Raw genomic sequence first — 23,793 nt, forward strand, 5'->3', positions numbered from 1 at the left:
TTTCAGGGTCATCCGGTGACGCCGCGTGCGGCGAGGGACGCGGTGAGCTGGTCGAGGGAGATCCCCGATTCCCGGGCGAGGCGGGCGAGAGTGTCCAGGGTGTTCTCCACGGCGGTGGTCCGTTCGGGTGGCCGGAGCACCGTGGCGCCCTTTCCCCGGCGCAGCTCCACCAGTCCCTGGTCGCGGAGCTGGCGGTAGGCGCGCAGCACCGTGTTCCGGTTGAGATCGAGTGCCTCGGCGAGCTCCCCGGCCGACGGCAGCCTTGCACCCGCGGGTGTCTCCCCGTCGGTGATCGACCGGGTCAGTGCCGCGACGAGCTGGGTGTAGACGGGCACCGGTGACGAGGTGTCGAGGGTGATCAGCACGGGGACCTCCCGAATGGTAAAGAATTGATAGTGCTAATTAAACTAGCATTATGTGACGGGGTGTCAAGGGGCCCGGCGCCGGCCACTAGACTGAGGCGAATGATCATCTCCACCATCGCCCGTGAACTCGGAGTCCCGGAGGCCCACGTCCGGGCCACCGTCGTCCTCCTCGACGAAGGCAACACCGTCCCCTTCATCGCCCGCTACCGGAAGGAGGCCACCGGCGGCCTGGACGACACCCAGCTCCGGCAACTGGAGGAGCGGCTCGGCTACCTGCGCGAGCTTGAGGACCGCAAGGCCGCCATCCTCGCCGCCATCGAGGAGCAGGGGAAACTCACCGACGACCTCCGGGCGCTCATCACCGCCTGCGAATCCAAGGCCCGCCTCGAGGACCTCTACCTGCCGTTCAAGAAGCGCCGCAAGACCAAGGCCGACACCGCGCGGGAAGCCGGCCTCGGACCCCTCGTCGACACGCTCACCACCGAACAGGGCACCGACGTCGAGACAGCCGCCGCCGGCTACATCTGTGAGGGCTTCGAGGACACGAAGAAAGTGCTCGACGGGGCGCGCGCCATCCTCATCGACAGGTTCGCCACCGACGCCGACCTCGTCGGCGAGGTCCGCGAGGAGATGTACCGCCGCGGACGCATGTCCGCCACCGTCGTCGAGGGCAAGGAACAGGAGGGAGCGAAGTTCAAGGACTACTTCGAGTTCTCCGAACCCTTCACCCGGCTGCCCAGCCACCGGATCCTCGCCCTGCTGCGCGGGGAGAAGGAGGGCGTGCTGCACCTCGACCTCGACGCCGGCGACGACGAGTTCTACCAGGGACTCATCGCCGACCGCTTCGATCTCGACGTCACCGCCTCCACCTGGCTCGCCGATGCCGTCCGCTGGGGCTGGCGCACCAAGCTCTACGTCTCCTCCGGACTCGACGTCCGCATGCGCCTCAAGGAGCACGCCGAAGCTGGGGCCCTCGACGTCTTCGCCATCAACCTCCGCGACGTCCTGCTCGCCGCGCCCGCCGGCCAACGCGCCACCCTCGGCCTCGACCCAGGCTACCGCAACGGTGTGAAGACCGCTGTCGTGGACCCCACCGGAAAGGTCCTGGCCACCACCATTATCCACCCGCACCAGCCACAGAACCGGTGGGACAGCGCCGTGCGCGAACTTGCCGACCTGTGCGCCACCCACGGCGTCGAACTCATCGCCGTCGGCAACGGCACCGCCAGCCGGGAGACCGAGAAACTCTCCCACCAGGTCGCGGACCTCCTGTCCAGGGCCGGTGGGCGCAAACCCACCACCGTCGTCGTCAGCGAATCAGGCGCCTCCGTCTACTCCGCGAGCAGCCTCGCCGCCGCCGAGTTCCCCGACATGGACGTCTCCCTGCGTGGCGCGGTGTCGATCGCCCGCAGGCTCCAGGACCCGCTCGCCGAGCTCGTCAAGATCGACCCCAAATCCATCGGTGTCGGCCAGTACCAGCACGACGTCAACCAGACGCAGCTCGCCCGCACCCTCGACGGAGTCGTCGAGGACGCCGTCAACGCCGTCGGCGTGGACCTCAACACCGCCTCCGCGCCGCTGCTCACCCGCGTCGCCGGAATCAGCTCCACGCTGGCCGACAACATCGTCGGCTGGCGCGACGAGCACGGCCGCTTCCCCTCCCGCCGCGCCCTCAAGGACGTGCCCAGGCTTGGCCCCAAGGCCTTCCAGCAGTGCGCCGGCTTCCTCCGCATCACCGGTGGCGAGGACCCCCTCGACGCCTCCGCCGTCCACCCCGAGGCCTACCCCGTCGTCCGTCGCATCGCGAAAGCGACCGGACTCGGCGTCGCCGACCTCATCGGTAACTCCCGGGTCCTCGGCACCCTGAACCCGGCCGACTTCACCGACGAGAAGTTCGGCCTGCCCACCGTCACCGACATCATCGCCGAACTCGACAAACCGGGCCGCGACCCCCGGCCCGAGTTCACCACGGCGACATTCAAGGAGGGCGTGGAGAAGATCTCCGACCTGACCCCGGGCATGATCCTCGAGGGCACCGTCACCAACGTCGCGGCCTTCGGCGCATTCGTCGACGTCGGCGTCCACCAGGATGGACTCGTCCACGTCTCCGCCATGTCCACAAAGTTCGTCGAGGACCCGCACACCGTCGTCCGCTCCGGACAGGTCGTCAAGGTCAAGGTGATAGAGGCCGATGTCGACCGCAAACGCATCGGGCTCTCCCTGCGGCTCGACGACGAACCAGGTGCACCCGCCCCGAAACCACAGCGTGGCGGTGCGGGTAGCGGCAACCGAAGTGGTGGCAACCGTGGCGGCCGGAAGGGACGCGGCGGGGGAGACGGCACCCGCAGCAATGCCAACGGCAGGCCCGCCCCCGGTGGGTCACTCGCGGACGCGCTGAAAAAGGCCGGCTTCGGGAAGTGAGGTGGGTAGAGTTCTAGCTCTTCTCCCCAGTCACGTCTCCTTCCCATGCCGAGATTCCGCCGTCGAGTCCAACGGCGGAATCAATTCCAGCTTCCCGTAGACGCTCGATAGCCTCCTCGGAGCGACTATCGTCGCTGCGGCAGTAGACGGCGTAGTTCCGGCTTTTGTTCAGATGTCCGGCGAGTGCGTCGAAGTCATCTGCGGTGACATCGAGGAGAACGGCGCCCGGGATGTGGCTCTCCCGGTATTCATCTGCGGTACCCACATCAAGAACCATCGCACCATTGTTGATCGCCGCAGCGAACTCGGCAGGAGAGACATGGGACCCGTCGAACTCGGGGACCTCCGAGGGCGTCTTCGGGACCGAACTGGTGGAATCGTCACCCCCTTCGGCCTCGGTGATGGGGGTTGTGGAGGTTTCCGTACCTGTGGTTGCGGTGACAGTAGTTTCACTCCCCGAGATGGTTGCCCCGGAATCGTCGGTATCTCCGGCGCAGGATGCCAGGAGGATCATACTGAGGGACAGGAAACACGTGATCTTCTTCATGGATACAGATAATGCACGATCCCTCTGTCTGAAGGGTAGCGCCGCTCCGGGAATCGGTCCACGGAGGAGAGTGCACGATGCAAGTCCTCCAGAACGGGAGATGGCTTGTGTCCTGGTTTTCCCGGTGGCATACTTGAGCAGTTGTCATATCGGGCCAAGTCCGGGGGCGACGCACATGTACCGGGCACGAACCGGCCGAGCGCCCGACACCGGGAGACGCCGCCAGGGTCCTCTGTCCATGCACCAGAATCTAAGGAATCAACACATGAACATTCTCGACAAGGTCGATGCAGCACAGTTGCGCGACGACGTCCCGGCATTCCGCGCCGGCGACACGGTCAACGTGCACGTCAAGGTCATCGAGGGCGAAAAGTCCCGTATCCAGGTCTTCAAGGGCGTCGTCATCCGCCGCCAGAACGGTGGCATCCGCGAGACCTTCACCGTCCGCAAGGTCTCCTTCGGTATCGGTGTGGAGCGTACCTTCCCGGTCCACTCCCCGAACATCGACCACATCGAGGTACTGACCCGCGGTGACGTGCGTCGTGCCAAGCTGTACTACCTGCGCAACCTGCGCGGCAAGGCAGCCAAGATCAAGGAGAAGCGCTGATCCCACCCCAGCGGGTGTTTTCGCACCCGTTGACGGAACAGGCACTCCGGTGACCACCCTGCTCCCTCGCCACAGGCCGGGGAGCAGGGTGGTTTTCTTGTGCCGGGGTTGATCCCGTGCATGGTTCGCTGCGGCGGTGACAGGGATACGACTGCTGGTAACGTGAGCGGGCGTGAGTGAATCGACGAATCCAAGCCCCGCAGCAGACCGGGCCCCCAACGAGGCCCGGGGCACCGGATCGGTGCCTCTTGAACGAAACTCCAGCGAAGAATCCCGTGAGGACAAGAAGGGTTCCTACCCGTGGTACGTCGAAATCCCCGTCGTCGTGGTGCTCACACTGATCATGGTGGCCATCATGCAGCTTTTCGTCGGGCGGATCTACCTCATCCCCTCGCAATCCATGGAACCAACCCTGCACGGATGCGAGGGGTGTACCGGTGACCGGATCGCCGTCGACAAGCTGACCTACCGTTTCAGCGAACCGAAAGCCGGCGACGTCGTCGTGTTCAAGGGAACCGACTCCTGGAACGCCCAGTTCACCACGCACCGCTCCGCAAACCCCGCCATCCGTGGTCTGCAGAACCTCGGCTCCTACGTCGGGCTCGTCGCACCCGACGAGAACACACTGGTCAAACGGATCATCGCCACCGGTGGGCAAACCATCGAATGCCAGGCGGGCGACCCCGGTGTCATGGTCGACGGCAAAAAGGTCGACGACTCCTTCATCCAGCAACCCCCGACCTACCCCGTCGACGAACGCACCGGATCCGTCGAATGCGGCGGTACATATTTCGGCCCCATCACCGTCCCTGAAGGAAACATCTTCGTGATGGGCGACAACCGCACCAACTCCGCGGACTCCCGCTACCACCTGGGTGACCAGTTCCAGGGCACCATCCCCGAGGAGAACATCCGTGGCAAGGTACAGGCCATCATCCTGCCGATCAGCCGCATCGGCCTCGTCGACGATCCCGACATCCAGAACTGACCACCGTGATGGCGAACGTCGTGCGCCAAGTCCGGGTCCGGCGGATGCCCCATGCCCGGACCCTCGAACATGCCCTCGACAAACACGGCCTCGGCCCCGTCGCCGGAGTCGATGAAGCCGGGCGGGGCGCCTGCGCCGGACCGATCTCCATCGCGGCCTGCATGCTCCCGGACCGGCCCATCCCGGAGCTGGAACGCCTCACCGACTCGAAGAAGCTCAGCCCCGCGCTCCGCGCCCGCCTCGCACCCCTGATCAAGGACACCGCACTCGCGTGGTCGGTCGTGCTCATCGACGCCGACGACATCGACCGCTGGGGCATCCAGCACGCCAACATCTCCGGAATGCGCCGCGCGGTAGCCCAGCTCGGCACCCCGCCCGGATACGTCCTCACCGACGCCATGCGGGTCCCCGGCTTCGGCACACCCAGCCTGCCCATCATCGGCGGCGACGCCGCAGCCCGGTGCATCGCCGCAGCCAGCGTCCTGGCGAAACAGACCCGCGACGAGATCATGGTCGAACTCGACCGCACACACCCCGGATACGGCTTCGCCGCACACAAGGGATACGGAACTTCCGCGCACATGGACGCGGTGCGCCGCCACGGCGCAAGCCCCGTCCACCGCTACACTTACGCCAATGTGGCCACGGCACACCGACAGTGGTGTGCCGGGGCGGCAGCACCCGTCACATGCGGCCCCGAGGAGGTCTGGCACAAATGAGCGCCGAGGAACTGGAGAACTACGAGGCAGAGGTTGAACTGTCGCTGTACCGCGAGTACCGGGACATCGTCAGCCAGTTCTCTTACGTCGTCGAGACCGAGCGCCGTTTCTACCTCGCCAACGCCGTGGAACTCATCCCACGCAACGCCAACGGCGAGGTGTACTACGAGGTACGCATGTCCGACGCCTGGGTCTGGGACATGTACCGCTCCGCGCGTTTCGTGCGCTTCGTCCGGGTGATCACCTTCAAGGACGTCAACATCGAGGAACTCGACAAACCGGAGATGATCATCCCGGAGTGATTCGGGGGTACAGCGACTTCGGGGGGCCGTGCCCCGCGAGGTTTCGGCATCCAAATCACATCCCGACAGGTTCGTCGGTGACTTCGTACCGTGGTACCCGTCGGGTCGGCTCTTTTCAGGGAGCCGGAACGTCGTTTTGTTTCCCGACTCCGATAGCGGATATTCGTTGCACGGTCACGAATCTCTTTGCTTCGTCCCCACGCGTTGTATCCGGTCATCGTTCGGTTCTGATCTGGGAACCGGTGGCGGTTACCAGACCGCGTGATCGGGTTTCCGGTGATTAACTCGCCAAAGGGAACCGTCCGCGTGCAGCTCGTGGGACACCGTCTCTGGTAGCTAATCAGATGGACCGGTGCCGGTTAATTACTCACGTCCGGAGCTGAGCCATTGGCGTTAGGTGGAGGCCGTGATAGTGGAGGTGCCCGACCTTCTCAGTGAAGTTGGATCGAGTTGGACGTCAAGGCTGACCAGATTCTCGCGCATTCGCTCTGAAGTACTCTCGGTTTCCCGTGTCCGGTACCTGGGTAGGCGATGGGTAAACGCGGGTCACAGGGGCTAGCCGTGTCGAGTGTCACCTGCCCCTGCATCCGACGCTCACTACTGTGGACGACAGTCACCGCACACGCAATCAGGAGGTATACCAGTATGTACCTGGACGGGCAGTCACCGTTAGCACCTTCGTTGATTGATGGAATCATGGGTGCTTTGGCATTCACCATGATCGCCGCCCACCTCGTATCCTTATAATTCTCCTTCGCGATCGCCGGGATCTTATCCACACCATTTTCTTTGGACTCATCGTGCTTTACGTTCCGGTTGCGGGGCCCATAGGGTACCTGCTCTGGCGAGGCCGTGAATCGCAAAAACAGGTGATCACCACAGGAAATGCATACTGAACCTAAGCCGCATCGATATCAAAAAAGACCGATGCCAAGATAGAGCCGAAATGGTCTTTTATCTAGCCGCCACGTAGAGACCGGGCACGCCGCCCCTTCCAACCAACTCCACCGGGCTAGTCATTGCGGATGTACCCATCCCGGCATCGGGCCTTTCAGGTGGTTCCCGAACACCGGTGGACAACCACCGGTTCCGGCGTGTTGTGCACAGCGACTGGCCATGAGGAATGTCCGACGCACGTGTTTCGAGGACGGTGAGGTCATCCACCGACGTTGTATAAGACGGGGGAGGAAACCACATCATCGATCCTCCGGGAGTTACCCGAATGCCCATTCCCACACCTGCTGAACTAGGTCGTGCCGGTGAGGAAGCCGCCGCCCGGCACTACACGTCCAAGGGCGACCGCATCCTCGTCAGGAATATGTCCTGCCCTCACGGGGAGATTGACCTGATCGTCGAGGCTGCTGACGGAACCGTCGTCTTCGTCGAGGTGAAGACCCGCTCCACGCCTAGTTTCGGTGGGATCGAGGCGATCTCGCCCCGCAAGTCCTCCATGATCAGGAGGACTGTGGCTGTCTGGTTAGCGGAGTATCCCGGGCATTCGGTGCGTTTTGATGCGGTTCTGGTGGCCCCGCACGCGGGTCACTGGTCGGTCGAGTGCTGGGAGGACATCGACCGTGGCGCTCGGTAGGACCCGCACCGCAGCGGTCAGGGGTGTCACGGCCGCCGTCATTGATGTGGAGGTGAGGACCGGGCGTGGGCTGCCCGCGCTCGACCGGTGTCCGACTCGTGGTCACGAGGCAGGATCTGCCCATGGGTGTGGTTCAATGAGGTATGGACCAGTCAAGGGTCGCCCTCATCACCGGTGTCTCTCGGCGTGGTGGAATAGGCTTCGCCGTTGCTTCACGATTGGCGGCGCGTGGGTTCGATCTTGTTCTCGCCCATCACGCGCCGCACGATGCCGATCAACCGTGGGGTGCGGATGATGTTGACGCAGTGGTGTCAGCCATTCGCGATCGGCTGGAGCCCGGGCGGCGAGTTGAGGCGTTCGGTGGCGATCTTGCTGAACCCGATGCGCCAGCTCGTCTGGTCGGCGAGGCGCGGACCGCATTTGGTCATGTCGACGTCCTGGTCGCCAACCATGCTCGCTCCGGCGGCGATGGTCCCCTGCTTGAGCAAACGTCTGCGTCCCTGGATGAACATTGGGCCGTCAACGCCCGTTCCGTTCTTCTGCTCTGCAAGGAGTTCGCGGCCCAGCACGACGGTCGTCCGGGCGGTCGAATCGTCATGATGACATCAGGCCAGAACCTCGGGCCCATGCCCGGCGAGGTTGCCTACGGGGCCGCCAAAGCTGCCTTGGTTGGCATTCTCGCGACCGTGGCGCACGAGCTCGCTCCGCGCGGTATCACGGTCAATTGTGTCAATCCGGGACCGGTCGATACGGACTCCTATGTGACCGAAGAACTCCGCCAGATGCTGGCTGATCGCTTCCCGTTCGGTCGGTGGGGCGAGCCTGATGATCCGGCGCGCCTGATCGACTGGCTGGTGTCGGACGATGGCAGGTGGGTCACCGGTCAGGTGATCAACAGTGAGGGTGGTTTCATTCGGTGACGATTTCGCCTCGTCAGCGCGAGCCCTCGACGCGAGAGGTGTGTCATGGAACCCCGGCTGAACTGTCCCGGGTTCGGTTCCGAGTCTTGTGAATGAGAATCAAGGTGAGTCGGTTGATCGCCGGGTCTATCACGCGGTGCCGGGCGGGCCGTGCTTTCGCTTTGCGGTCGCCATGCGTACCAGTCCACTGGTGAGCATGCTGAGGCAGCCGACCGTCAGGACGCCGATTGCGTCGGGGGCGAAGCGGAACAGCCACGGCCACGGCGTCCCGGACGCCTGACGGATACCGAGCATAAGGGCCGTTGGTAGTACGGCGTGGTACAGCAGCGATTCCTCCAGTCGTCGGGGTCGCGTGCGCGAGTGCCAGCCGAAGACTCCGACCGTCAGGAATGCGGCATAGGCCAGATTCAGGATGCTCTGTCGTATTCGTGCCTTCCGCTTGTCCGGGAGCTCCTTGATGGGCAGGTTGAGCAGCACACGAATGATGTCCCCGACCAAGTCTTCGAGCAGTGGCGTACGCACCAGGAAGTCACCGAGGTTGGTTACCAGAACGAACGCGATGCCCAGATCAGGTACGAGGCCGAAGACGCTCGAGGATTGCGGGACTTTACCACTGTGCGTGTAGACGGCATGACCCGCGATGTCCTTCTTCACCCATCCGAAGCCGTACAAGCCGGAGTCACCGAAGGTGTCGCTGACTGCTGGGCTGCGTCGCACGGTGACACCGGAATTCAGCATCGTGTCGATCGCGCACTGTGAGAGTATCTGTCGACCGCAGAATGTGCCGCCCGACAGGATCATCGACAGGAACCGGCCTGCATCCTCAGATGAGGCAACGACGCCCCCGGACGGCCCCTGGATCCATGATTCTGGACCGAAGTCGGCCCGCATAGCCGGGCAGTTCTTTCCGAAGACGTTTGTCCGGCCGCGCGTGCCGATGACCTCAGGCGCGGACCCACTGTGTCGCATCCCCAGTGGCTCCAGTATCCGAGCGGACAGCAGGCGTCCGAACGGGACCCCTGAGGCCGTGCTGAGGACCTGCCCGAGCAGGTTGTAGTTCTGGTTGGCGTAGCTGAAGCTCTGTTCGCGTCGTCGGGTGAGGCGCCCGGGAGTGGCGTCTGTGCGCAGGCCACTGACGTGGCAGGCGAGGTCGCTGAGGGTGATGTCCTCCGGGAGATCCGCCTCTGTCAGGTATCGTGTCGCCGGGTCATCCAACCTGAGCAGTCCTTCGTCGACGTGCTGTAAGAGCAGTGCAGCAGTCATTGACTTGCTGGTCGATCCCAGCATCACCGGGGTCCTCACCGAGAGTTCACCGTGTTCAACGGTGAGCAGCGGCCCGTCGGACGTGACGACATGGAGGACGGCTCCGGGTAGGTCGGCTGCGACGAAATGTGCGCGTGCTACCCGTTCCAGTTCAGAGAGTGTGACGCTGCTCGTCATGCGTGATCCCACCGAATCGTGACCTCGACCGGGGTTCGTGCCCCGCCCGCCTGGCCGGTGCACGGTCTGTCGCGCACGTCAGGTCCGGTGCCTGCATTCATCGTCACAACGCCCAGTGTTCCCACACTGGTGAGTGGAATGCAACCGTGTGTCGGGAGATGGGCAAAACCGACACCAGAGTCGATGCCGTCGTCAGGAGGTAGGACGCCGACATGGCCACCGAAATGCGCCGCTCCTGGCGTGATGGACTGCAGACGAAGATCACCCCGAGCATGCGGAACACCATGTGGTGGGTGAAGAAGACTGTGGCGGTGCAGAGTGCGAGCCGGATTTCGGCTGTCTCGTCACGGGTGCTTTTGGGTCGAGGGACTGCCGGGCGCTCGAAAAGCGTGGGTCAGCCTCGGCGCCGATGACTGTCGGTGCTCCGGGTGGGCGTAGTCCCGGGCCGGGATTGTGGGGGATTCGTTCGACTCAATGGTGGAATCTCGGTTGCGGCATCCATGTGTTCGTTGCCGCTGCTTCGATGCGTGGTGACGTCGCTGCGGCTGCATCGCCCCGCGGTAGGGAATCGCAATTTCGGAGGATGGATGTTCGACAGCGTGCTTTCACTCCGTGACCGTACGGTCGGCTCTGCGGGAGGACTCGGGAACCGGCTCCACGCCGCGCTGTGGGCAGCTTTTCGTTCAGGTCCAGAAGCGCCGTGCTCCGGTGACGGGGGTCGGGACTGTGGGCGTCGTTCAACCTGATGAATCGGTAGTGATCATTTGCGGGGCCGGAAACAGGATGGACCGGTGGACAACTGTTGATTCTGCCGTGTTGTGCACAGAGTGTGCGGGGACCGGGCACCCGATTTTGCGTTTCGGGGGACGGTGGAGTCACCACCACCGGTGTCCCGGGGACTGGGGTGGGGAACCTTATCGCCCATTCTTAGGAGACATCTTCATGCCTACCCTCACATCGCCTGAAATCGGACGCGTCGGCGAGGATATCGCTGCACACCATTACCGGAGCACAGGTCACCGTATCCTCGCCAGAAATGTCTCGTATCCGGTGGGGGAGATCGATCTGATTGCGGAAACCCGTGACGGAACCGTCGTCTTTGTCGAGGTGAAGACCCGGTCCACCGCTGCGTTTGGTGGTATTGAGGCCGTCTCGTGCCGCAAGGTGTCCAGGATGAGACGGGCGGCGGCATTGTGGTTGTCGGATCACCCGGCACCTGCCGTGCGTTTTGACGCGGTTCTCATTCTGCCGCGTGGGGACAATTGGGGGATCGAGTGCTGGGAGGATTTCGACGGTGGCACTCGGTAGTACACGTACGGCGGCGGTCACGGGAATAGCCGCCAGCATCGTTGATGTCGAGGCCAGTGTGGGGCGTGGACTACCTGGCATTCATGTGCTCGGGTTGGGGGATACCGCCGTCAGTGAAGCACGGGACCGGATTCGTACCGCGTGTTTGAACTCGTCCCTGCCGTGGCCCAGGACGCGCATCGTGGTCAGTCTCTCCCCGGCGTCACTGCCTAAATCTGGTTCCGGTTTCGATCTGGCGATGGCCTTGGCTGTTCTCACCGCGGGGGATCAGTCTGAAGGTGTCGGTGTCCTGGATTCGACACTGATTCTCGGTGAAATCGGTCTTGATGGTGCGGTTCGCCCGGTCACCGGTGTACTGCCTGCACTGCTGGCGGCCCGTGATGCGGGACTTGGTCGAGCCGTCGTACCGAGGGCTAATGCGGCGGAAGCCGCCTTGGTTCCTTCTTTTCCGGTGTTCATTGTTGACACTCTCGATCAGGCGTTTCGGTGGGCTGTCGGTCGTGGAGAGCTTGCTTCGGTGTCTGAGGTGGCGTGTGGGGTGAAGCTGGAGGAAGCCGTCCCTGATTTCTCCGACGTACTCGGACAACCCGAGGCCCGTTTGGCTGCGGAGATCGCCGCCGCAGGAGGTCATCACATGCTGATGACCGGTCCTCCCGGGTCCGGTAAGTCCATGATCGCGGCCCGGCTTCCGGGTATTCTCCCGTCGTTGTCGGAAAGGCAACGTCTGGAAGTGACTGCGGTGCATTCGGTTGCGGGGAGGACCTTCACGGGGCCGGTGCTCCGGGCACCGTTCGTTGCACCCCACCACAGCATCACCCGTGCCGCTCTGTTGGGGGGAGGGGCGGGTTCGCCGCTTCCCGGGGCTGTGAGCCTGGCTCACCATGGCGTGTTGTTCCTCGATGAGGTGAGTGAGATTCCTGCGGGGACACTCGACAGCCTCCGCACACCCCTGGACACCGGAATGGTGCGGGTGCTCCGGTCGCGGAGGGATGTGACGTTCCCCGCCAGATTCCAGCTCGTACTCGCCGCCAATCCCTGTCGTTGCGCCGCGGAGAGTGCACGCCGGTGCCGGTGTCGCTCCGGGGAACGGGCACGTCACCTCTCCAATCTGTCCGGACCGTTGCGGGACCGAATCGACCTGCACGTAACGACACGGGCCCGTGGCGCTGTGGTGACACCGGGCAGTGAGGAATCGTCGGTGGTTATGGCTGAACGGGTGGCGGTGGCCCGGGAACGGGCGTCATACAGGTGGCGGCATGCGGGTGGGGAAGCGGTGCTCACCGCGGATATCTCCGGGGCTGTGCTCCGTCGGGATCATGCTGCGGAGGACGCGGCCATGGCGTTCCTTGCCAGTCATACGGCACGTGGACGAATCAGTCAGAGACGGGTCGACCGGACTCTCCGTCTCGCGTGGACATTGGCTGACCTGGAACAGCGGAATCGTCCGGATCTGGATCACATTGCCCGCGCGTTGGAATACTCCGTCTCCGGTGGAATGGAGCCCGCTGATGACTGACCGGATTGAATTCAGTTCACGGTGGTCGCGTCGCCGACATGCGTGGGCCTACCTCTCACGGGTTATCGAGGGGCCATCGGCTCCCCTGCAACATCTACTGTCGGAGGGACACGACGTGGAGGCGATCGCGGCTGGAATTCGTGCGCGGGAAAAGTGGATCGGTCCGCTCCTGGAACAGACGGCCAGCCGATACCTGGTCGACCGGGCTGCGGCTGATCTCATCACTGCGGATCGGGAGGGGGCCAGGCTGATCACCCCGGATGATGATGAGTGGCCGACGGAGCAGTTTGATCGGGCTTTCGCGTTCGCTGACTCAGCACGGGATCACGCAGGCAGGTCAGGTGGGAAGGATGCCGTCGCTCCGCATGCGCTGTGGGTGCGGGGAGATGCTCTGGCGCAATTGTCGGAGAGGGCGGTTGCCGTGGTCGGGACCCGCGCCATCACCCGCTACGGGTGGGAGGCGACCCGCATGCTCGTCGAAGGGCTGGCGGCATCCCAGTGGACTGTTGTATCTGGCGGAGCACTCGGTGTTGACACTGTTGCGCATGAGACCGCGGTGGAGAACGGGATCCCGACGGTGGTCGTTGCGGCGTGCGGAATGGGACGCTGCTATCCGGCACGCAACGCCGCCTTGTTCGACCGGGTATCGGGCGATGATGTTCGCGGGGCTGTCATCACAGAGTATCCACCGGGTGTCCATCCGGCGCGGCACCGCTTTCTCACGAGAAACAGGCTTGTCGCGGCATTGGCTCAGGGCACCGTTGTTGTGGAGGCTGCGTGGCGTTCAGGAGCGCTCAACACTCTCACCTGGGCGGCGAAATTGGGCTCTGTGGCGATGGCTGTACCTGGCCCGGTGACGAGTCGCGCTTCACTCGGCTGTCACGAGAGGATTCGGAATGGCGACGCCCAGATGGTGACGTCTGCTGACGAGATCAGGGAGCTGATCGAGCCTCTGGGAACTCTCGATGTGAAGGAACAGTACGAATTGGCTTTTCCCGCCAATGCGGCTCAGTTACTCAGTCACACGGAACTGAAGGTCTACGATGCTACATCTTTTGAGACCTGTGTCACAGAAGCGATCGCCGAAGCTGCCGGGATCACAGTGCCGTTGACCGTTCATATCCTTGTTGACCTGCAGCAGAAGGGATTGGTCCGAAGAGACCGTTCTGGCTGGCGGCGCGAGCTGGAAACGATCGGCTGAAGAAACTTCAACCAAAGGGTTGCACGATTGCAGAGCCAACCCTAAAGTTACAGAGGCAAGCCTAAGTTACTGCTTCAAGGTTCGGGCTGGTTCCTTGTCGCAACTGCCTCTGAAGCTTCTCACGCACCGGGCGGTGTCCGCACCTCCAAGTCCTGGATGAGGCTGATGAAGGCGCTAGGGTTATGCATATGGGTGAGTCAGATGCGAAGGCGGCACGGTCAGGGATGATCGTGCCGCCTTCCGCATGTCCGAGTAGGATCATCTCTGATTCTCGATTTCGTTTACTCCTGCTCCATCGCCGACTCCCGCTGCCGGAAGGTGGTGTATGTGACTGCTGACGAGAAGGTGCCTGTTTCCGCAGGGCCTCTGCCGGAGGCGCTGGAAGACTTCTGTGAACATCTTCTTCTGGTGGAGAACCGTTCGGCTGCGACGGTTCGTGCTTACCGTAGTGATCTGTCGCCCCTTTTTGAATCCATGGGTCAATGGGGTGAGTTCACTCAGTCGGCGCTGCGAGCGTGGCTGGCGGACGCCCACCGCGACGGGCTTTCACGTGCCACTCTCGCTCGGCGTACCGCGGCCGTTCGATCCTTCAGCGCCTGGGCGGTCCGGCAGGGTTATTTGCCAGCCGATGTCGCGGCCCGGCTCGCGAGTCCGAAAACGACCCGCCATCTTCCTCGGGTACTACGGATTGATGAGGCCGCGTGTGTGCTCGAATCGGTGGATGCAGACACAGAGCCCGAGCAGCTCCGGGACCGGGCGATGCTCGAATTCCTGTATGCCAGTGCGGTCCGGATCTCTGAGCTGTGCGGTCTCGATGTGTCTGACGTGGACCTGTCCACGCGCATGGCACGGGTGACGGGCAAAGGCGGGAAACAGCGGGTACTTCCTTTCGGGCCGACGGCGGCCGCTGCCGTCGGTGCCTGGTTGGACACCGGACGCGGACATCTCGCGTGTGCTACCGAAAACGCGTTGTTCGTCGGGGTTCGCGGTGGTCGCATCAACCCTCGTCAGGTTCGTCGTATCGTGCAGGCTGCGGCTGTGACTGCGGGCACGGATGGACTCACTCCGCACGGGATCCGGCACAGTGCCGCGACGCATCTGCTTGACGGTGGTGCGGATATCCGGGAGGTGCAGGAGTTACTTGGCCATTCCTCTCTGCAGACCACGCAGATCTACACGCATGTGTCGACCGCGCGTTTGGGGGAGGCGTTCAGACAGGCTCATCCACGGGCTTGAGTCGAATGAGTGGCCTCGGGAGAAGGCTCAGAGGATTTATATAAGAGGAATCTTCCTGTAGTGCGCCCCAACTGATCCCGGGCCAACCGCGTGGATCTGATCCCAGCCTGCCTATGATCTGTCCCTCCGTGACGGTGTCACCGGTGGACACTGTCGCGACGACAGGCTGGTAGGTCGTTCTGGTTCCGTCTGGGTGGTCGATGGAGACGGTTCCGATGCCTGCAACGGAACCCGAGAATCGGACCGTGCCGCCCCCCGCGGCGTGCACCGGAGCGCCGGGAGACAGCTCGAGATCAACGCCCCGGTGTCCCGGTAACCAATCTTGCTCCGGAGGGTCGAACGGACGGAGGACCGTGCCCGGGCTCTCTTTGCCGGTACTGGGTGACACCCACGCGTGTGCGGGTGTCGTGGTGTCGGGATGCGTCGACGGGATGATGAGCATGAGGAACCCGAGCACGGGAATGAGAGCGGTTCCGCGACAACTGCCGCGTCGGAGTCGGTGAATCATGGGTGTTTATAGTGCCCGGGGCATGGATCTCCAGGGACCGTAACATCCGGATGCTGTGAGTGCTGTGATGCCTGTGGCCGTTGATGCACAGGGGTCATCGGTTCCGGATGGTTATGGCAGATTCTTTTGGCTTCGCGGCGATTATGAGGCTAGAATTGCTGGTTAGCAGTGTGCCCGTTCCCGGGTGTGCTGACTACGCGCGGCCACATGCCGGACGCACCTGGTTGCCGGGTCTCTTTTTGAGGGGATTCTGGGCGATCTGGCCCGCTTCCGGAAACCTGAACAGACTTCCCGTGGTCCCGGATTTCACCGCTGTTGTTTGGTTGGTGTCGCCTGGGTGGGAAGTCGGGTGTTGGTCGCCAGGGTGCGGGATAAAAACCCGCACAATCAAGAACCGAAACTCCGAGCACAGAAAGGGAGCATCACCATGGCAGTTGTGACCATGCGCGAGCTTCTCGACGCCGGTGTCCACTTCGGACACCAGACCCGCCGTTGGAACCCGAAAATGAAGCGCTTCATTTTCACCGACCGTAACGGCATCTATATCATCGATCTGCAGCAGACGCTGACCTACATCGACCAGGCCTACGAATTCGTCAAGGAGACCGTCGCCCACGGTGGAACCATCCTCTTCGTCGGCACGAAGAAGCAGGCGCAGGAAGCTGTCGCCACCGAGGCTGACCGCGTCGGTATGCCGTACGTCAATCACCGTTGGTTGGGTGGCATGCTCACCAACTTCCAGACCGTCTCCAAGCGCCTGCACCGCATGAAGGAACTGCAGGCCATGGACGCGGCTGAGGACGGCTATGATGGCCGCACCAAGAAGGAAATCCTCATGTTGACCCGCGAGCGCACCAAACTCGAGCGCGTCCTGGGTGGTATCTCCGACATGACCCGCGTGCCCTCCGCACTGTGGATCGTCGACACCAACAAGGAGCACATCGCCGTCAGTGAGGCTCACAAGCTGAACATCCCGGTCGTCGCCGTGCTGGATACGAACTGCGACCCCGATGTCGTCAACTTCCCGATTCCCGGCAACGATGATGCGATCCGCTCCATCTCCGTTCTGAGCCGTATCATCTCCTCCGCTGTTGAGGCAGGCAAGAAGGCCCGCTCCGATCGCGAACTGGCCGCAGCCAAGGAAAACGCAGGCGAGAGCAAGGCTGAGGCCACTGACGAGACCGCCAAGGTCGAGGTCGCCGCAAAGGTCGAAGCCACCGAGGCCGTCGCTGAGTCCGCTCCGAAGGAAGAGGTCGCCGCAGAGCAGCCCGCCGAGGAAAAGACCACCGAAGCTACCGCTGCCGCGGAGTAGTCAACGCCTCCGTCTGATCTCACACCCCCTCGCCGCGACCCAGCCACCACACCACCAACCATCCACGGTCAGTGGATGGGGGCCGGGGAGGATCAAGGCGCGGGGGTTTCGTGTCGCAAGGGTACCCCCGGATCTGCGGGTACCCTGCAGGCCCGGATGAGATCGGACACACTCGGTATCCGGGAGGATTCCGGGCGTCGAGGATGTCTGGCAACCGGTTCCCACGGTTTTGCTGTCCGGCTAGGCTCGTCGACGACGTATCCCACGCACAGATTTCTGTTTTAATAACCCAACAAGGAGGATCGCCCCCTAATGGCGAACTACACTGCTGCAGACGTAAAGAAGCTCCGTGATATCACGGGTTCCGGCATGATGGCCTGTAAGAAGGCACTGGCCGAGCATGACGGCGACTTCGACAAGGCCATTGAGTTCCTGCGTATCAAGGGTGCGAAGGATGTCGGTAAGCGCGCTGAGCGCACCGCCGCTGAGGGCTTGATCGCCGTCTCCGGGAACACCATGGTCGAGATCAACTCCGAGACTGACTTCGTCGCCAAGAATGACGAGTTCAAGGCTTTTGCCGCGAAGATCGCCGAGGCGGCCGCCTCCGTGAAGGCGAATTCCCCGGAGGATCTGAAGAACGCACCGGTCGATGGTGCTACTGCCGAAGAAGCGATCCAGCAGCTCTCCGCCAAGATCGGCGAGAAGTTGGAACTGCGTCGCGCAGTCACCGTCGAGGGTGACAACGTCGCTGTTTACCTGCACCACCGTGCCGCCGACCTGCCCCCGTCAGTCGGTGTGCTCGTGGCCTACACGGGTGAAGGCGAGCAGGCTGCTGAAGCTGCCCGAGTGGCAGCGATGCAGGTCGCCGCGATGAAGGCAAGCTACCTCAACCGGGATGACGTCCCCGCCGAGATCGTGGAGAAGGAGCGTAACATCGCGGAGACCATCTCCCGTGAGGAGGGCAAGCCGGAGAAGGCCCTGCCCAAGATCGTCGAAGGGCGTCTCAACGGTTTCTTCAAGGATGTCTGCCTCAACGAGCAGGCTTCTGTGACGGACAACAAGAAGACCGTCAAAGCCATCATGGAAGAGGCCGGTGTCACCCTCAGCGGGTTCGTCCGTTACGAGGTCGGCCAGCACTAGGCCTAGCTCTTTTTCGGGATAGAAACACCGGAAGCGCCCTCTCCATGAACGGGGAGGGCGCTTCCGGTGTTCTGTCTGTGGCGGAACAACTTAGATGGTGGTTCCGCCATCGTGGTTACCTGAGGACAGTGATCAGAGCTTGGGCCTCAGATAGCCAATGAGATGGGATTTGGTGAATTGTGCTTCGTGCGCGGCTCCGGGGTTCTGGGTCCACACCTTGACATGCGAGCCACTGTCTGAGGTGACCATGGCCACGTGGCCTGCCTCTGGGGCCCACGGCCAGCCTCGGCCCCAGACAGCGACATCACCGCGGCGTGGCTTCGCATTCGCAGGCAGTTTCTCCCAGTGCGCCCCGGGGGGGCGGCCGCGTACAGATCCCTGGCGTAGTACGCGGGAATGAAACGATGTCCGAGGATGTTCTCGTTGTAGTGGTTGAAGAGGGCTACGCACTGGTTCGCGCAGTGATTGTCCTGCTTGCCCCGTGTCTGAGAGGTCAGACGGTCCATCGCTTTGCTTGTTTTGGTGGAAGTGTCTGTTTTGTGCTCCGGATGCATCCAGAAGACATGGCCGTTCTCTCCTTTGCCCCGGAGAACACCGTCGTTGCCGCGTTCCAGAATACGGGCCACTGTGTTTGCGGTGTTCGATGCAGACGGTGCTCTGCCACTGGCAGTAGAACACGAGGTTCCCGTCCTTCTGCATACGCATGTACGCATCGTTTCCGGCGACTTTTTAGGTTCCTGTCACCCAGATCCCTGGTGTGCCGGATCACGAAATTGCCGTCGCTCTACATCGCGGCGAAATATACGCCGTTCTCTGAAGTGAGTTGCTGTCCAGAAATGAGCCGAACGTTCGCGATGATTTTCGACGTGCGTTTCGGTTGGGGTTTGGGCGTCGGTTTCCGGGTTGCACCGCGTTCAGGTTACGGGGTCTGGTTAGCGGGTTCTTCGCCGGTTGTCCGTGCCGAAGATCATGGCGATTAGGCTTATGACAGTCCGACTCCGAGTGCGCCGAGAATCTGAACCAACTGCGGTGTCAACGGCGGTAGCGGCGGGAGAGATGGAAGGTCCGTGACAAACTCGGCGATGATGTCCCCTTTCCGGTCCCGGTGGGTATAAGGGCCTCATGCAATGTTCCTTTAGGTCGGGTACAGACCAACCTTGCCTTAGATAGTTCTGTTGGGAAAAAATAATGGGTTGCTGAAATTTTCCTATGGCTCGGGTCGCCCGCTTTTGTCTCGCTAGCCCTGAGCCGAGGACGTGTGAGATCCACGAGTGACAGTGCCATTTGGCTGTGCCATCGGGAGGTGATCCGGGACTCGGGTAAGATCGCCTGATGGTAGAGGAAGACACCGAAGATATGTAGAACCGCGATCAAACCACGAGATCCACAATGGAAGGACACTGCGGCATGGCCGATGAAGCGAGCACCAAACGCCAGGGATTCAAACGGGTGATGTTGAAGCTCGGGGGGGAGATGTTCGGCGGAGGCAAGGTCGGCATTGACCCGGATGTGGTGGAGAATGTCGCCCGTCAGATCGCTGCGGTGGTCAACAATGGAACCGAGGTTGCGGTTGTCATCGGTGGGGGAAACTTCTTCCGTGGCGCGCAGCTTCAGCAGCGTGGCATGGACCGTGCCCGCTCGGACTACATGGGCATGCTCGGCACCGTGATGAACTGCCTCGCGCTCCAGGATTTCCTCGTTCAGCTCGGTATTGACTGCCGTGTTCAGACCGCGATCAACATGGCCCAGGTCGCGGAGCCGTACCTTCCGCTGCGGGCAAAGCGTCATCTGGAGAAGGGACGTGTCGTCATCTTCGGTGCCGGGATGGGTATGCCTTACTTCTCGACGGATACGACGGCCGCGCAGCGTGCCCTGGAGATCGACTGTGAGGTGTTGCTTATGGCGAAGGGCGTCGATGGTGTCTACGATTCTGATCCCAGGACGAATCCCGATGCCCAGCTTTTCGATCAGATCACCCCCCGGGACTGCATCGAGAAGGGGTTGAAGGTCGCGGACGCTACCGCGTTCTCCCTGTGCATGGACAACAATATGCCGATTTTGGTGTTCAATCTGCTCACTGAGGGAAATATCGCACGCGCCGTCACCGGCGAGGGCATCGGAACCCTCGTGCAGTCCTGATAGATTAATCGGGAGAAATAGAAAACCAAACCAGTCCAGCCCCATTCCGCTGTCTGCCCTGGCCACGACAATGCTCCGCTGATACACGTGGTACCGGGGGAGGCGTCGGTCGGCCGAGTCCGAAGGAACAAGCGAAAAATCATGATCGATGACACTCTCCTCGAAGCTGAGGAACGAATGACCAATTCTGTCGAGCACGCCCGAGAGGATCTCACCACCATCCGGACAGGTCGAGCTAACCCAGGCATGTTTAACGGTATCGTCGCAGAGTATTACGGTGTACCGACCCCGATCACGCAGATGGCGACGATCTCGGTGCCGGAGCCACGGATGCTCATCATCCGCCCCTACGAGCAGAACGTGATGAACGTGATCGAAAATGCGATCCGCAACTCCGATCTCGGTGTTAATCCGACGAATGACGGTCAGGTACTGCGTGTCACTGTTCCTCAGCTCACCGAGGAACGCCGTCGGGACATGGTCAAGTTGGCCAAATCGAAGGGTGAGGACGCGAAGATCGCCATCCGCAATGTGCGTCGTAAGCATATGGAGATTCTGAAGAAGATCCAGAAGGACGGAGATGCGGGCGAGGATGAGGTGATCGCCGCAGAGAAGGAATTGGACAAGACGACCCAGAAGTATGTTGCGCAGGTCGATGAGCTTGTGGAGAAGAAGGAGAAGGAGTTGATGGAGGTCTAGATGGCCACCATCGAATCCGGTAGACAGTTTCCCGTGCGTGCCGAAGCCCCGAGGGCGTACTTCGAGGGCTTTTATCAGGTATTAGCCGGGAGACCTCCGCTGCGGATCTGTCATGTCTGAAAACCACACCACGCCCCAGAATCGCGATGATTCGACCGCCCACTACGCGGGGCTTCCCGATCCGTCGGTACTCGACGGTGCTGTGATTGCCGATACGGAGAGTACCGACTCCGACGACCCGGTACGCGGACTGTTCTCCGGTGGTCTGCGCGGAGGAAGCGCCGATGTTGCTGAATCATTGCGTGCCCTCGGCCTCGACCACCTCCCGAAACCCCGTAATTCCGCCGGGCGGGACCTGAAGAAAGCCATCGGAGTCGGTGTCGGACTCGGAACGATCGTTCTGCTGATGATCTTCGTCGTCCCGTTCGGCTGGTATCCGGCCGTTGCCGCTGCGGTTGGTGTCGCCACCTGGGAAGTGCATTCCCGGTTGAAGGAAAAGGGTTATGTCATCCCCAGGGTGATTCTCTTTGCCGGTGGACAGATGATGCTCTGGTTATCGTGGCCGTTCGGGACGAAAGGCCTGGTGGCTGGCTTCGTGGTGAGTGTACTTGCGCTCATGTTCGGGCGTCTTTTCCATCATGGACCGAATACCGCTCCCCAGAACTATCTCCGTGATACCTCACTCGGGATCTTTGTACTGACCTGGATACCGCTGTTCGCGTCGTTCGCGGCGATGCTTTCACTGATCAATCGGGAAGGCGTGCCGGGGCAGATGTTCATCGTCACCTTCATGGTGTGCGTGATTGCCTCGGACATCGGTGGTTTCGTCTTCGGAGTCATCTTCGGTGCTCATCCGATGGCGCCTGCCGTCAGTCCGAAGAAGTCATGGGAGGGGTTCGCTGGCTCCATGCTGCTCGGAACGGTGTCCGGTGTTCTCCTCGTGCACTTCCTTCTCGATGATATCTGGTGGCGGGGCCTGATCCTGGGGCCCGGCCTCGTCGTGTGTGCGACACTCGGTGATCTGGTGGAGAGCCAGTTCAAGCGGGAACTCGGTATCAAGGACATGTCAACTCTTCTCCCCGGACACGGTGGCCTGATGGACCGGCTGGACGGTTTACTACCGTCAGCGATGGTCACCTGGTTGGTTCTGAGTTTCCTTCAGACCTGATCCAGAGACGAAGAAGCAGGAGCATGAGAGGGTCCCGTTCCGGACAAGAGAGCCGGAACGGGACCCTCATCTGTCAGGGATACTGTTCAGCGGTACTTCTTCAGTTCCCGTCGGAGTTCGAGCATCCGCATGCCTCCCACGAGAGCCATGATCAATGCTCCGGTGATCACTGCGAGTAGAACCCCGACACCCGCGGGAACACTGAACTCCCAGGCGAAGAGAGTGAGATCGACGTGCTGCTGGTTCTGCATGATGAAGACGAGCAGCAGGATCAGCAGTAGTGCTCCGATGATCAAGGCGACCCAAGTGCTACCGGCGACCGTGCGGGCTTTCGTGTTTTGGGTTGCTGGAACATCGTTGGCCGGGTATCCGGTAACTGGGGTGGGAGCGTCAGATGTCAGTTCCGTGGAGTCGGCGTCGGAGGCCTCTGTGTTTCGGGTCATGACCCCATTCAACGGCTTTACGGTGGGATACACAACCCACCGGTTCCATGAATCGTTGTCTGTCGTGCAATGATGGGGGAACTATGACAAAGGAATTACCCCTGGTTTTCGCGGCCCCCAAAAGGGGTATGCCGCCCACCCATTTCGCTGATCTCGATGGAGAACGTCGCATCGCTGCCCTCTCCGACCTCGGGTTACCGCGATTCCGTGCCGACCAGCTCGCCCGCCACTACTATGGCCGGTTGGAAGCGGATCCGCGTACGATGACGGACCTCCCGGCAGCGCAACGTGACACGGTCCGGGATGCGTTGTTCCCCGATATGATGACCTGCATTCGGAGCATCAGTTGTGATGAAGGGCAGACCAGTAAAACGCTTTGGCGACTGCATGACGGCACACTTCTCGAATCCGTACTGATGCGCTACCCGGATCGAGCTACGTTGTGCATCTCGTCCCAGGCGGGATGCGGTATGGCGTGTCCGTTCTGTGCCACGGGGCAGGGAGGGCTGGACCGCAACCTCTCCACCGGTGAGATCGTGGATCAGGTACGGGCTGCAGCCGCCACCATGCGCGATGAGGGGCGCAGATTGTCTAACGTCGTTTTCATGGGTATGGGGGAGCCGTTGGCCAACTACAAGCGTGTGGTGCACGCGGTGAAACAAATTACGGAACCGAACCCGCGCGGTTTCGGTATCTCCCAGCGAAACGTCACGGTGTCCACGGTGGGACTCGCTCCCGCGATCCGCAGACTCGCGGATGAGGGACTGTCGGTCACCCTCGCCGTGTCCCTGCACACGCCAGATGATGAGCTGCGAGACTCTCTCGTTCCGGTGAACAACCGGTGGTCCGTCGATGAAGTCTTGGATGCTGCGCGTTATTACGCGGACCAGACGGGACGGCGGGTTTCCATCGAGTACGCGTTAATCCGGGACATCAACGATCAGGACTGGCGAGCGGACATGCTCGGAAAAAAGCTCCGCAACGCTCTGGGGGCCAGGGTCCATGTGAATCTGATTCCGTTGAATCCCACCCCGGGGTCGAAGTGGGACGCGTCCCCGAAGGATCGGCAGGCGGAGTTCGTGCGTCGGGTCGTGGCACAGGGGGTCGCCTGCACTGTCCGTGATACCCGGGGCCAGGAGATCGCCGCCGCGTGTGGTCAGTTGGCTGCGGAAGAACGCTGAGGGCTGTTCTGAACACGTAGCGTGGGAGATCGGTCGGCCTGTGGA

Annotated in this window: 22 protein-coding genes; 17 read left to right on the top strand and 5 right to left on the bottom strand. The window is 62.1% G+C overall.

The annotated features are described in order from the left end of the window. Positions 1-8: 8 nt before the first annotated feature. Entirely contained in the window at positions 9-365 is a 357-nt protein-coding gene (locus tag QWU44_RS01325) for a GntR family transcriptional regulator (protein WP_370913909.1), read from the bottom strand. Between the two features lie 99 nt (positions 366-464). Here QWU44_RS01325 and QWU44_RS01330 point away from each other — a divergent pair, with 99 nt between their 5' ends. Further along, complete coding sequence (locus QWU44_RS01330; RefSeq protein WP_370913910.1) at positions 465-2,786, top strand: Tex family protein; 2,322 nt, start codon at positions 465-467, stop codon at positions 2,784-2,786. A gap of 13 nt (positions 2,787-2,799) precedes the next feature. Here QWU44_RS01330 and QWU44_RS01335 read toward each other — a convergent pair whose 3' ends face one another. Continuing rightward, positions 2,800-3,333 (bottom strand): rhodanese-like domain-containing protein, encoded by a 534-nt coding sequence (locus tag QWU44_RS01335; protein WP_370913911.1) that lies wholly within the window; start codon positions 3,331-3,333, stop codon positions 2,800-2,802. A 265-nt stretch (positions 3,334-3,598) separates the two neighbouring features. On the opposite strand from QWU44_RS01335, the gene rplS reads away from it, so the two are divergent. From rplS to QWU44_RS01365, 6 genes are all read left to right on the top strand, one after another. Continuing rightward, on the top strand, positions 3,599-3,940 hold the full coding sequence (rplS, locus tag QWU44_RS01340; RefSeq protein ID WP_370913912.1) for a 50S ribosomal protein L19: 342 nt from the start codon (positions 3,599-3,601) through the stop codon (positions 3,938-3,940). Positions 3,941-4,181: 241 nt separating this feature from the next. Next, positions 4,182-4,928: a signal peptidase I gene (lepB, locus tag QWU44_RS01345; RefSeq protein ID WP_370914284.1), complete on the top strand. Its 747-nt coding sequence runs from the start codon at positions 4,182-4,184 to the stop codon at positions 4,926-4,928. A gap of 44 nt (positions 4,929-4,972) precedes the next feature. After that, positions 4,973-5,647: a ribonuclease HII gene (locus tag QWU44_RS01350; RefSeq protein ID WP_370914285.1), complete on the top strand. Its 675-nt coding sequence runs from the start codon at positions 4,973-4,975 to the stop codon at positions 5,645-5,647. Continuing rightward, positions 5,644-5,949 carry a DUF2469 domain-containing protein gene (locus tag QWU44_RS01355; protein WP_248167112.1) on the top strand — a complete coding sequence of 102 codons (306 nt, stop codon included), beginning with the start codon at positions 5,644-5,646 and terminating at the stop codon, positions 5,947-5,949. Before QWU44_RS01350 ends, QWU44_RS01355 begins: the two co-directional genes overlap by 4 nt. A gap of 1,222 nt (positions 5,950-7,171) precedes the next feature. Next, a complete protein-coding gene (locus QWU44_RS01360; RefSeq protein ID WP_370913913.1) occupies positions 7,172-7,537 on the top strand; it encodes a YraN family protein in 366 nt (121 codons plus the stop codon). Positions 7,538-7,680: 143 nt separating this feature from the next. Then, entirely contained in the window at positions 7,681-8,457 is a 777-nt protein-coding gene (locus tag QWU44_RS01365; RefSeq protein ID WP_370913914.1) for an SDR family oxidoreductase, read from the top strand. A 129-nt stretch (positions 8,458-8,586) separates the two neighbouring features. On the opposite strand, the gene QWU44_RS01370 is transcribed toward QWU44_RS01365, so the two are convergent. Then, the gene (locus tag QWU44_RS01370) at positions 8,587-9,897 is read right to left on the bottom strand and encodes a serine hydrolase domain-containing protein (RefSeq protein WP_370913915.1); all 1,311 of its coding nucleotides are present in this window, start codon (positions 9,895-9,897) and stop codon (positions 8,587-8,589) included. Positions 9,898-10,839: 942 nt separating this feature from the next. On the opposite strand from QWU44_RS01370, the gene QWU44_RS01375 reads away from it, so the two are divergent. The 4 genes from QWU44_RS01375 to QWU44_RS01390 all read left to right on the top strand — a co-directional run bounded on the left by QWU44_RS01375 (position 10,840) and on the right by QWU44_RS01390 (position 15,158). Beyond that, entirely contained in the window at positions 10,840-11,205 is a 366-nt protein-coding gene (locus QWU44_RS01375) for a YraN family protein (protein WP_370913916.1), read from the top strand. After that, positions 11,192-12,721 carry a YifB family Mg chelatase-like AAA ATPase gene (locus QWU44_RS01380; protein ID WP_370913917.1) on the top strand — a complete coding sequence of 510 codons (1,530 nt, stop codon included), beginning with the start codon at positions 11,192-11,194 and terminating at the stop codon, positions 12,719-12,721. The genes QWU44_RS01375 and QWU44_RS01380 overlap by 14 nt, the downstream gene beginning before the upstream one ends. Next, positions 12,714-13,922, top strand: coding sequence for a DNA-processing protein DprA (gene dprA, locus QWU44_RS01385; protein WP_370913918.1), 1,209 nt, complete (start codon positions 12,714-12,716; stop codon positions 13,920-13,922). The genes QWU44_RS01380 and dprA overlap by 8 nt, the downstream gene beginning before the upstream one ends. A 327-nt stretch (positions 13,923-14,249) precedes the next feature. Continuing rightward, complete coding sequence (locus QWU44_RS01390) at positions 14,250-15,158, top strand: tyrosine recombinase XerC (RefSeq protein ID WP_370913919.1); 909 nt, start codon at positions 14,250-14,252, stop codon at positions 15,156-15,158. Here the strand turns inward: QWU44_RS01390 and QWU44_RS01395 are convergent. After that, positions 15,133-15,600 carry a murein hydrolase activator EnvC gene (locus tag QWU44_RS01395; protein WP_370914286.1) on the bottom strand — a complete coding sequence of 156 codons (468 nt, stop codon included), beginning with the start codon at positions 15,598-15,600 and terminating at the stop codon, positions 15,133-15,135. The genes QWU44_RS01390 and QWU44_RS01395 overlap by 26 nt on opposite strands. A 493-nt stretch (positions 15,601-16,093) precedes the next feature. Here QWU44_RS01395 and rpsB point away from each other — a divergent pair, with 493 nt between their 5' ends. The 5 genes from rpsB to QWU44_RS01420 all read left to right on the top strand — a co-directional run bounded on the left by rpsB (position 16,094) and on the right by QWU44_RS01420 (position 22,124). Then, positions 16,094-16,978, top strand: coding sequence for a 30S ribosomal protein S2 (gene rpsB, locus QWU44_RS01400; RefSeq protein WP_370913920.1), 885 nt, complete (start codon positions 16,094-16,096; stop codon positions 16,976-16,978). Positions 16,979-17,290: 312 nt separating this feature from the next. Beyond that, positions 17,291-18,118 carry a translation elongation factor Ts gene (tsf, locus tag QWU44_RS01405; protein WP_370913921.1) on the top strand — a complete coding sequence of 276 codons (828 nt, stop codon included), beginning with the start codon at positions 17,291-17,293 and terminating at the stop codon, positions 18,116-18,118. 1,407 nt (positions 18,119-19,525) lie between these two features. Then, positions 19,526-20,257 (top strand): UMP kinase, encoded by a 732-nt coding sequence (pyrH, locus tag QWU44_RS01410; protein ID WP_370913922.1) that lies wholly within the window; start codon positions 19,526-19,528, stop codon positions 20,255-20,257. Between the two features lie 141 nt (positions 20,258-20,398). After that, on the top strand, positions 20,399-20,956 hold the full coding sequence (gene frr, locus QWU44_RS01415; RefSeq protein WP_370913923.1) for a ribosome recycling factor: 558 nt from the start codon (positions 20,399-20,401) through the stop codon (positions 20,954-20,956). A 112-nt stretch (positions 20,957-21,068) separates the two neighbouring features. Beyond that, positions 21,069-22,124: a phosphatidate cytidylyltransferase gene (locus tag QWU44_RS01420; RefSeq protein ID WP_370913924.1), complete on the top strand. Its 1,056-nt coding sequence runs from the start codon at positions 21,069-21,071 to the stop codon at positions 22,122-22,124. An 86-nt stretch (positions 22,125-22,210) separates the two neighbouring features. On the opposite strand, the gene QWU44_RS01425 is transcribed toward QWU44_RS01420, so the two are convergent. Continuing rightward, entirely contained in the window at positions 22,211-22,567 is a 357-nt protein-coding gene (locus tag QWU44_RS01425) for a lipopolysaccharide assembly LapA domain-containing protein (protein WP_370913925.1), read from the bottom strand. Positions 22,568-22,650: 83 nt separating this feature from the next. Here QWU44_RS01425 and rlmN point away from each other — a divergent pair, with 83 nt between their 5' ends. Continuing rightward, positions 22,651-23,748, top strand: a complete 1,098-nt coding sequence (rlmN, locus tag QWU44_RS01430) for a 23S rRNA (adenine(2503)-C(2))-methyltransferase RlmN (RefSeq protein ID WP_370913926.1) — start codon at positions 22,651-22,653, stop codon at positions 23,746-23,748. The last annotated feature ends 45 nt before the right edge of the window (positions 23,749-23,793 follow it).

The sequence above is a fragment of the Corynebacterium sp. CCM 9203 genome, from assembly GCF_041357675.1.
Lineage (GTDB): Bacteria > Actinomycetota > Actinomycetes > Mycobacteriales > Mycobacteriaceae > Corynebacterium.

Excerpts from the sequence above, each read along its gene's own strand:
- tsf (WP_370913921.1), top strand. The coding sequence starts at position 17,291 with ATGGCGAACTACACTGCTGCAGACGTAAAGAAGCTCCGTGATATCACG.
- QWU44_RS01395 (WP_370914286.1), bottom strand. The coding sequence starts at position 15,600 with ATGCTCATCATCCCGTCGACGCATCCCGACACCACGACACCCGCACAC.
- QWU44_RS01420 (WP_370913924.1), top strand. The coding sequence starts at position 21,069 with ATGTCTGAAAACCACACCACGCCCCAGAATCGCGATGATTCGACCGCC.
- QWU44_RS01355 (WP_248167112.1), top strand. The coding sequence starts at position 5,644 with ATGAGCGCCGAGGAACTGGAGAACTACGAGGCAGAGGTTGAACTGTCG.
- QWU44_RS01425 (WP_370913925.1), bottom strand. The coding sequence starts at position 22,567 with ATGACCCGAAACACAGAGGCCTCCGACGCCGACTCCACGGAACTGACA.
- QWU44_RS01375 (WP_370913916.1), top strand. The coding sequence starts at position 10,840 with ATGCCTACCCTCACATCGCCTGAAATCGGACGCGTCGGCGAGGATATC.
- rpsB (WP_370913920.1), top strand. The coding sequence starts at position 16,094 with ATGGCAGTTGTGACCATGCGCGAGCTTCTCGACGCCGGTGTCCACTTC.
- QWU44_RS01365 (WP_370913914.1), top strand. The coding sequence starts at position 7,681 with ATGGACCAGTCAAGGGTCGCCCTCATCACCGGTGTCTCTCGGCGTGGT.
- QWU44_RS01350 (WP_370914285.1), top strand. The coding sequence starts at position 4,973 with ATGCCCCATGCCCGGACCCTCGAACATGCCCTCGACAAACACGGCCTC.
- QWU44_RS01335 (WP_370913911.1), bottom strand. The coding sequence starts at position 3,333 with ATGAAGAAGATCACGTGTTTCCTGTCCCTCAGTATGATCCTCCTGGCA.
- pyrH (WP_370913922.1), top strand. The coding sequence starts at position 19,526 with ATGGCCGATGAAGCGAGCACCAAACGCCAGGGATTCAAACGGGTGATG.
- QWU44_RS01360 (WP_370913913.1), top strand. The coding sequence starts at position 7,172 with ATGCCCATTCCCACACCTGCTGAACTAGGTCGTGCCGGTGAGGAAGCC.
- frr (WP_370913923.1), top strand. The coding sequence starts at position 20,399 with ATGATCGATGACACTCTCCTCGAAGCTGAGGAACGAATGACCAATTCT.
- QWU44_RS01370 (WP_370913915.1), bottom strand. The coding sequence starts at position 9,897 with ATGACGAGCAGCGTCACACTCTCTGAACTGGAACGGGTAGCACGCGCA.
- QWU44_RS01330 (WP_370913910.1), top strand. The coding sequence starts at position 465 with ATGATCATCTCCACCATCGCCCGTGAACTCGGAGTCCCGGAGGCCCAC.
- rplS (WP_370913912.1), top strand. The coding sequence starts at position 3,599 with ATGAACATTCTCGACAAGGTCGATGCAGCACAGTTGCGCGACGACGTC.
- rlmN (WP_370913926.1), top strand. The coding sequence starts at position 22,651 with ATGACAAAGGAATTACCCCTGGTTTTCGCGGCCCCCAAAAGGGGTATG.
- dprA (WP_370913918.1), top strand. The coding sequence starts at position 12,714 with ATGACTGACCGGATTGAATTCAGTTCACGGTGGTCGCGTCGCCGACAT.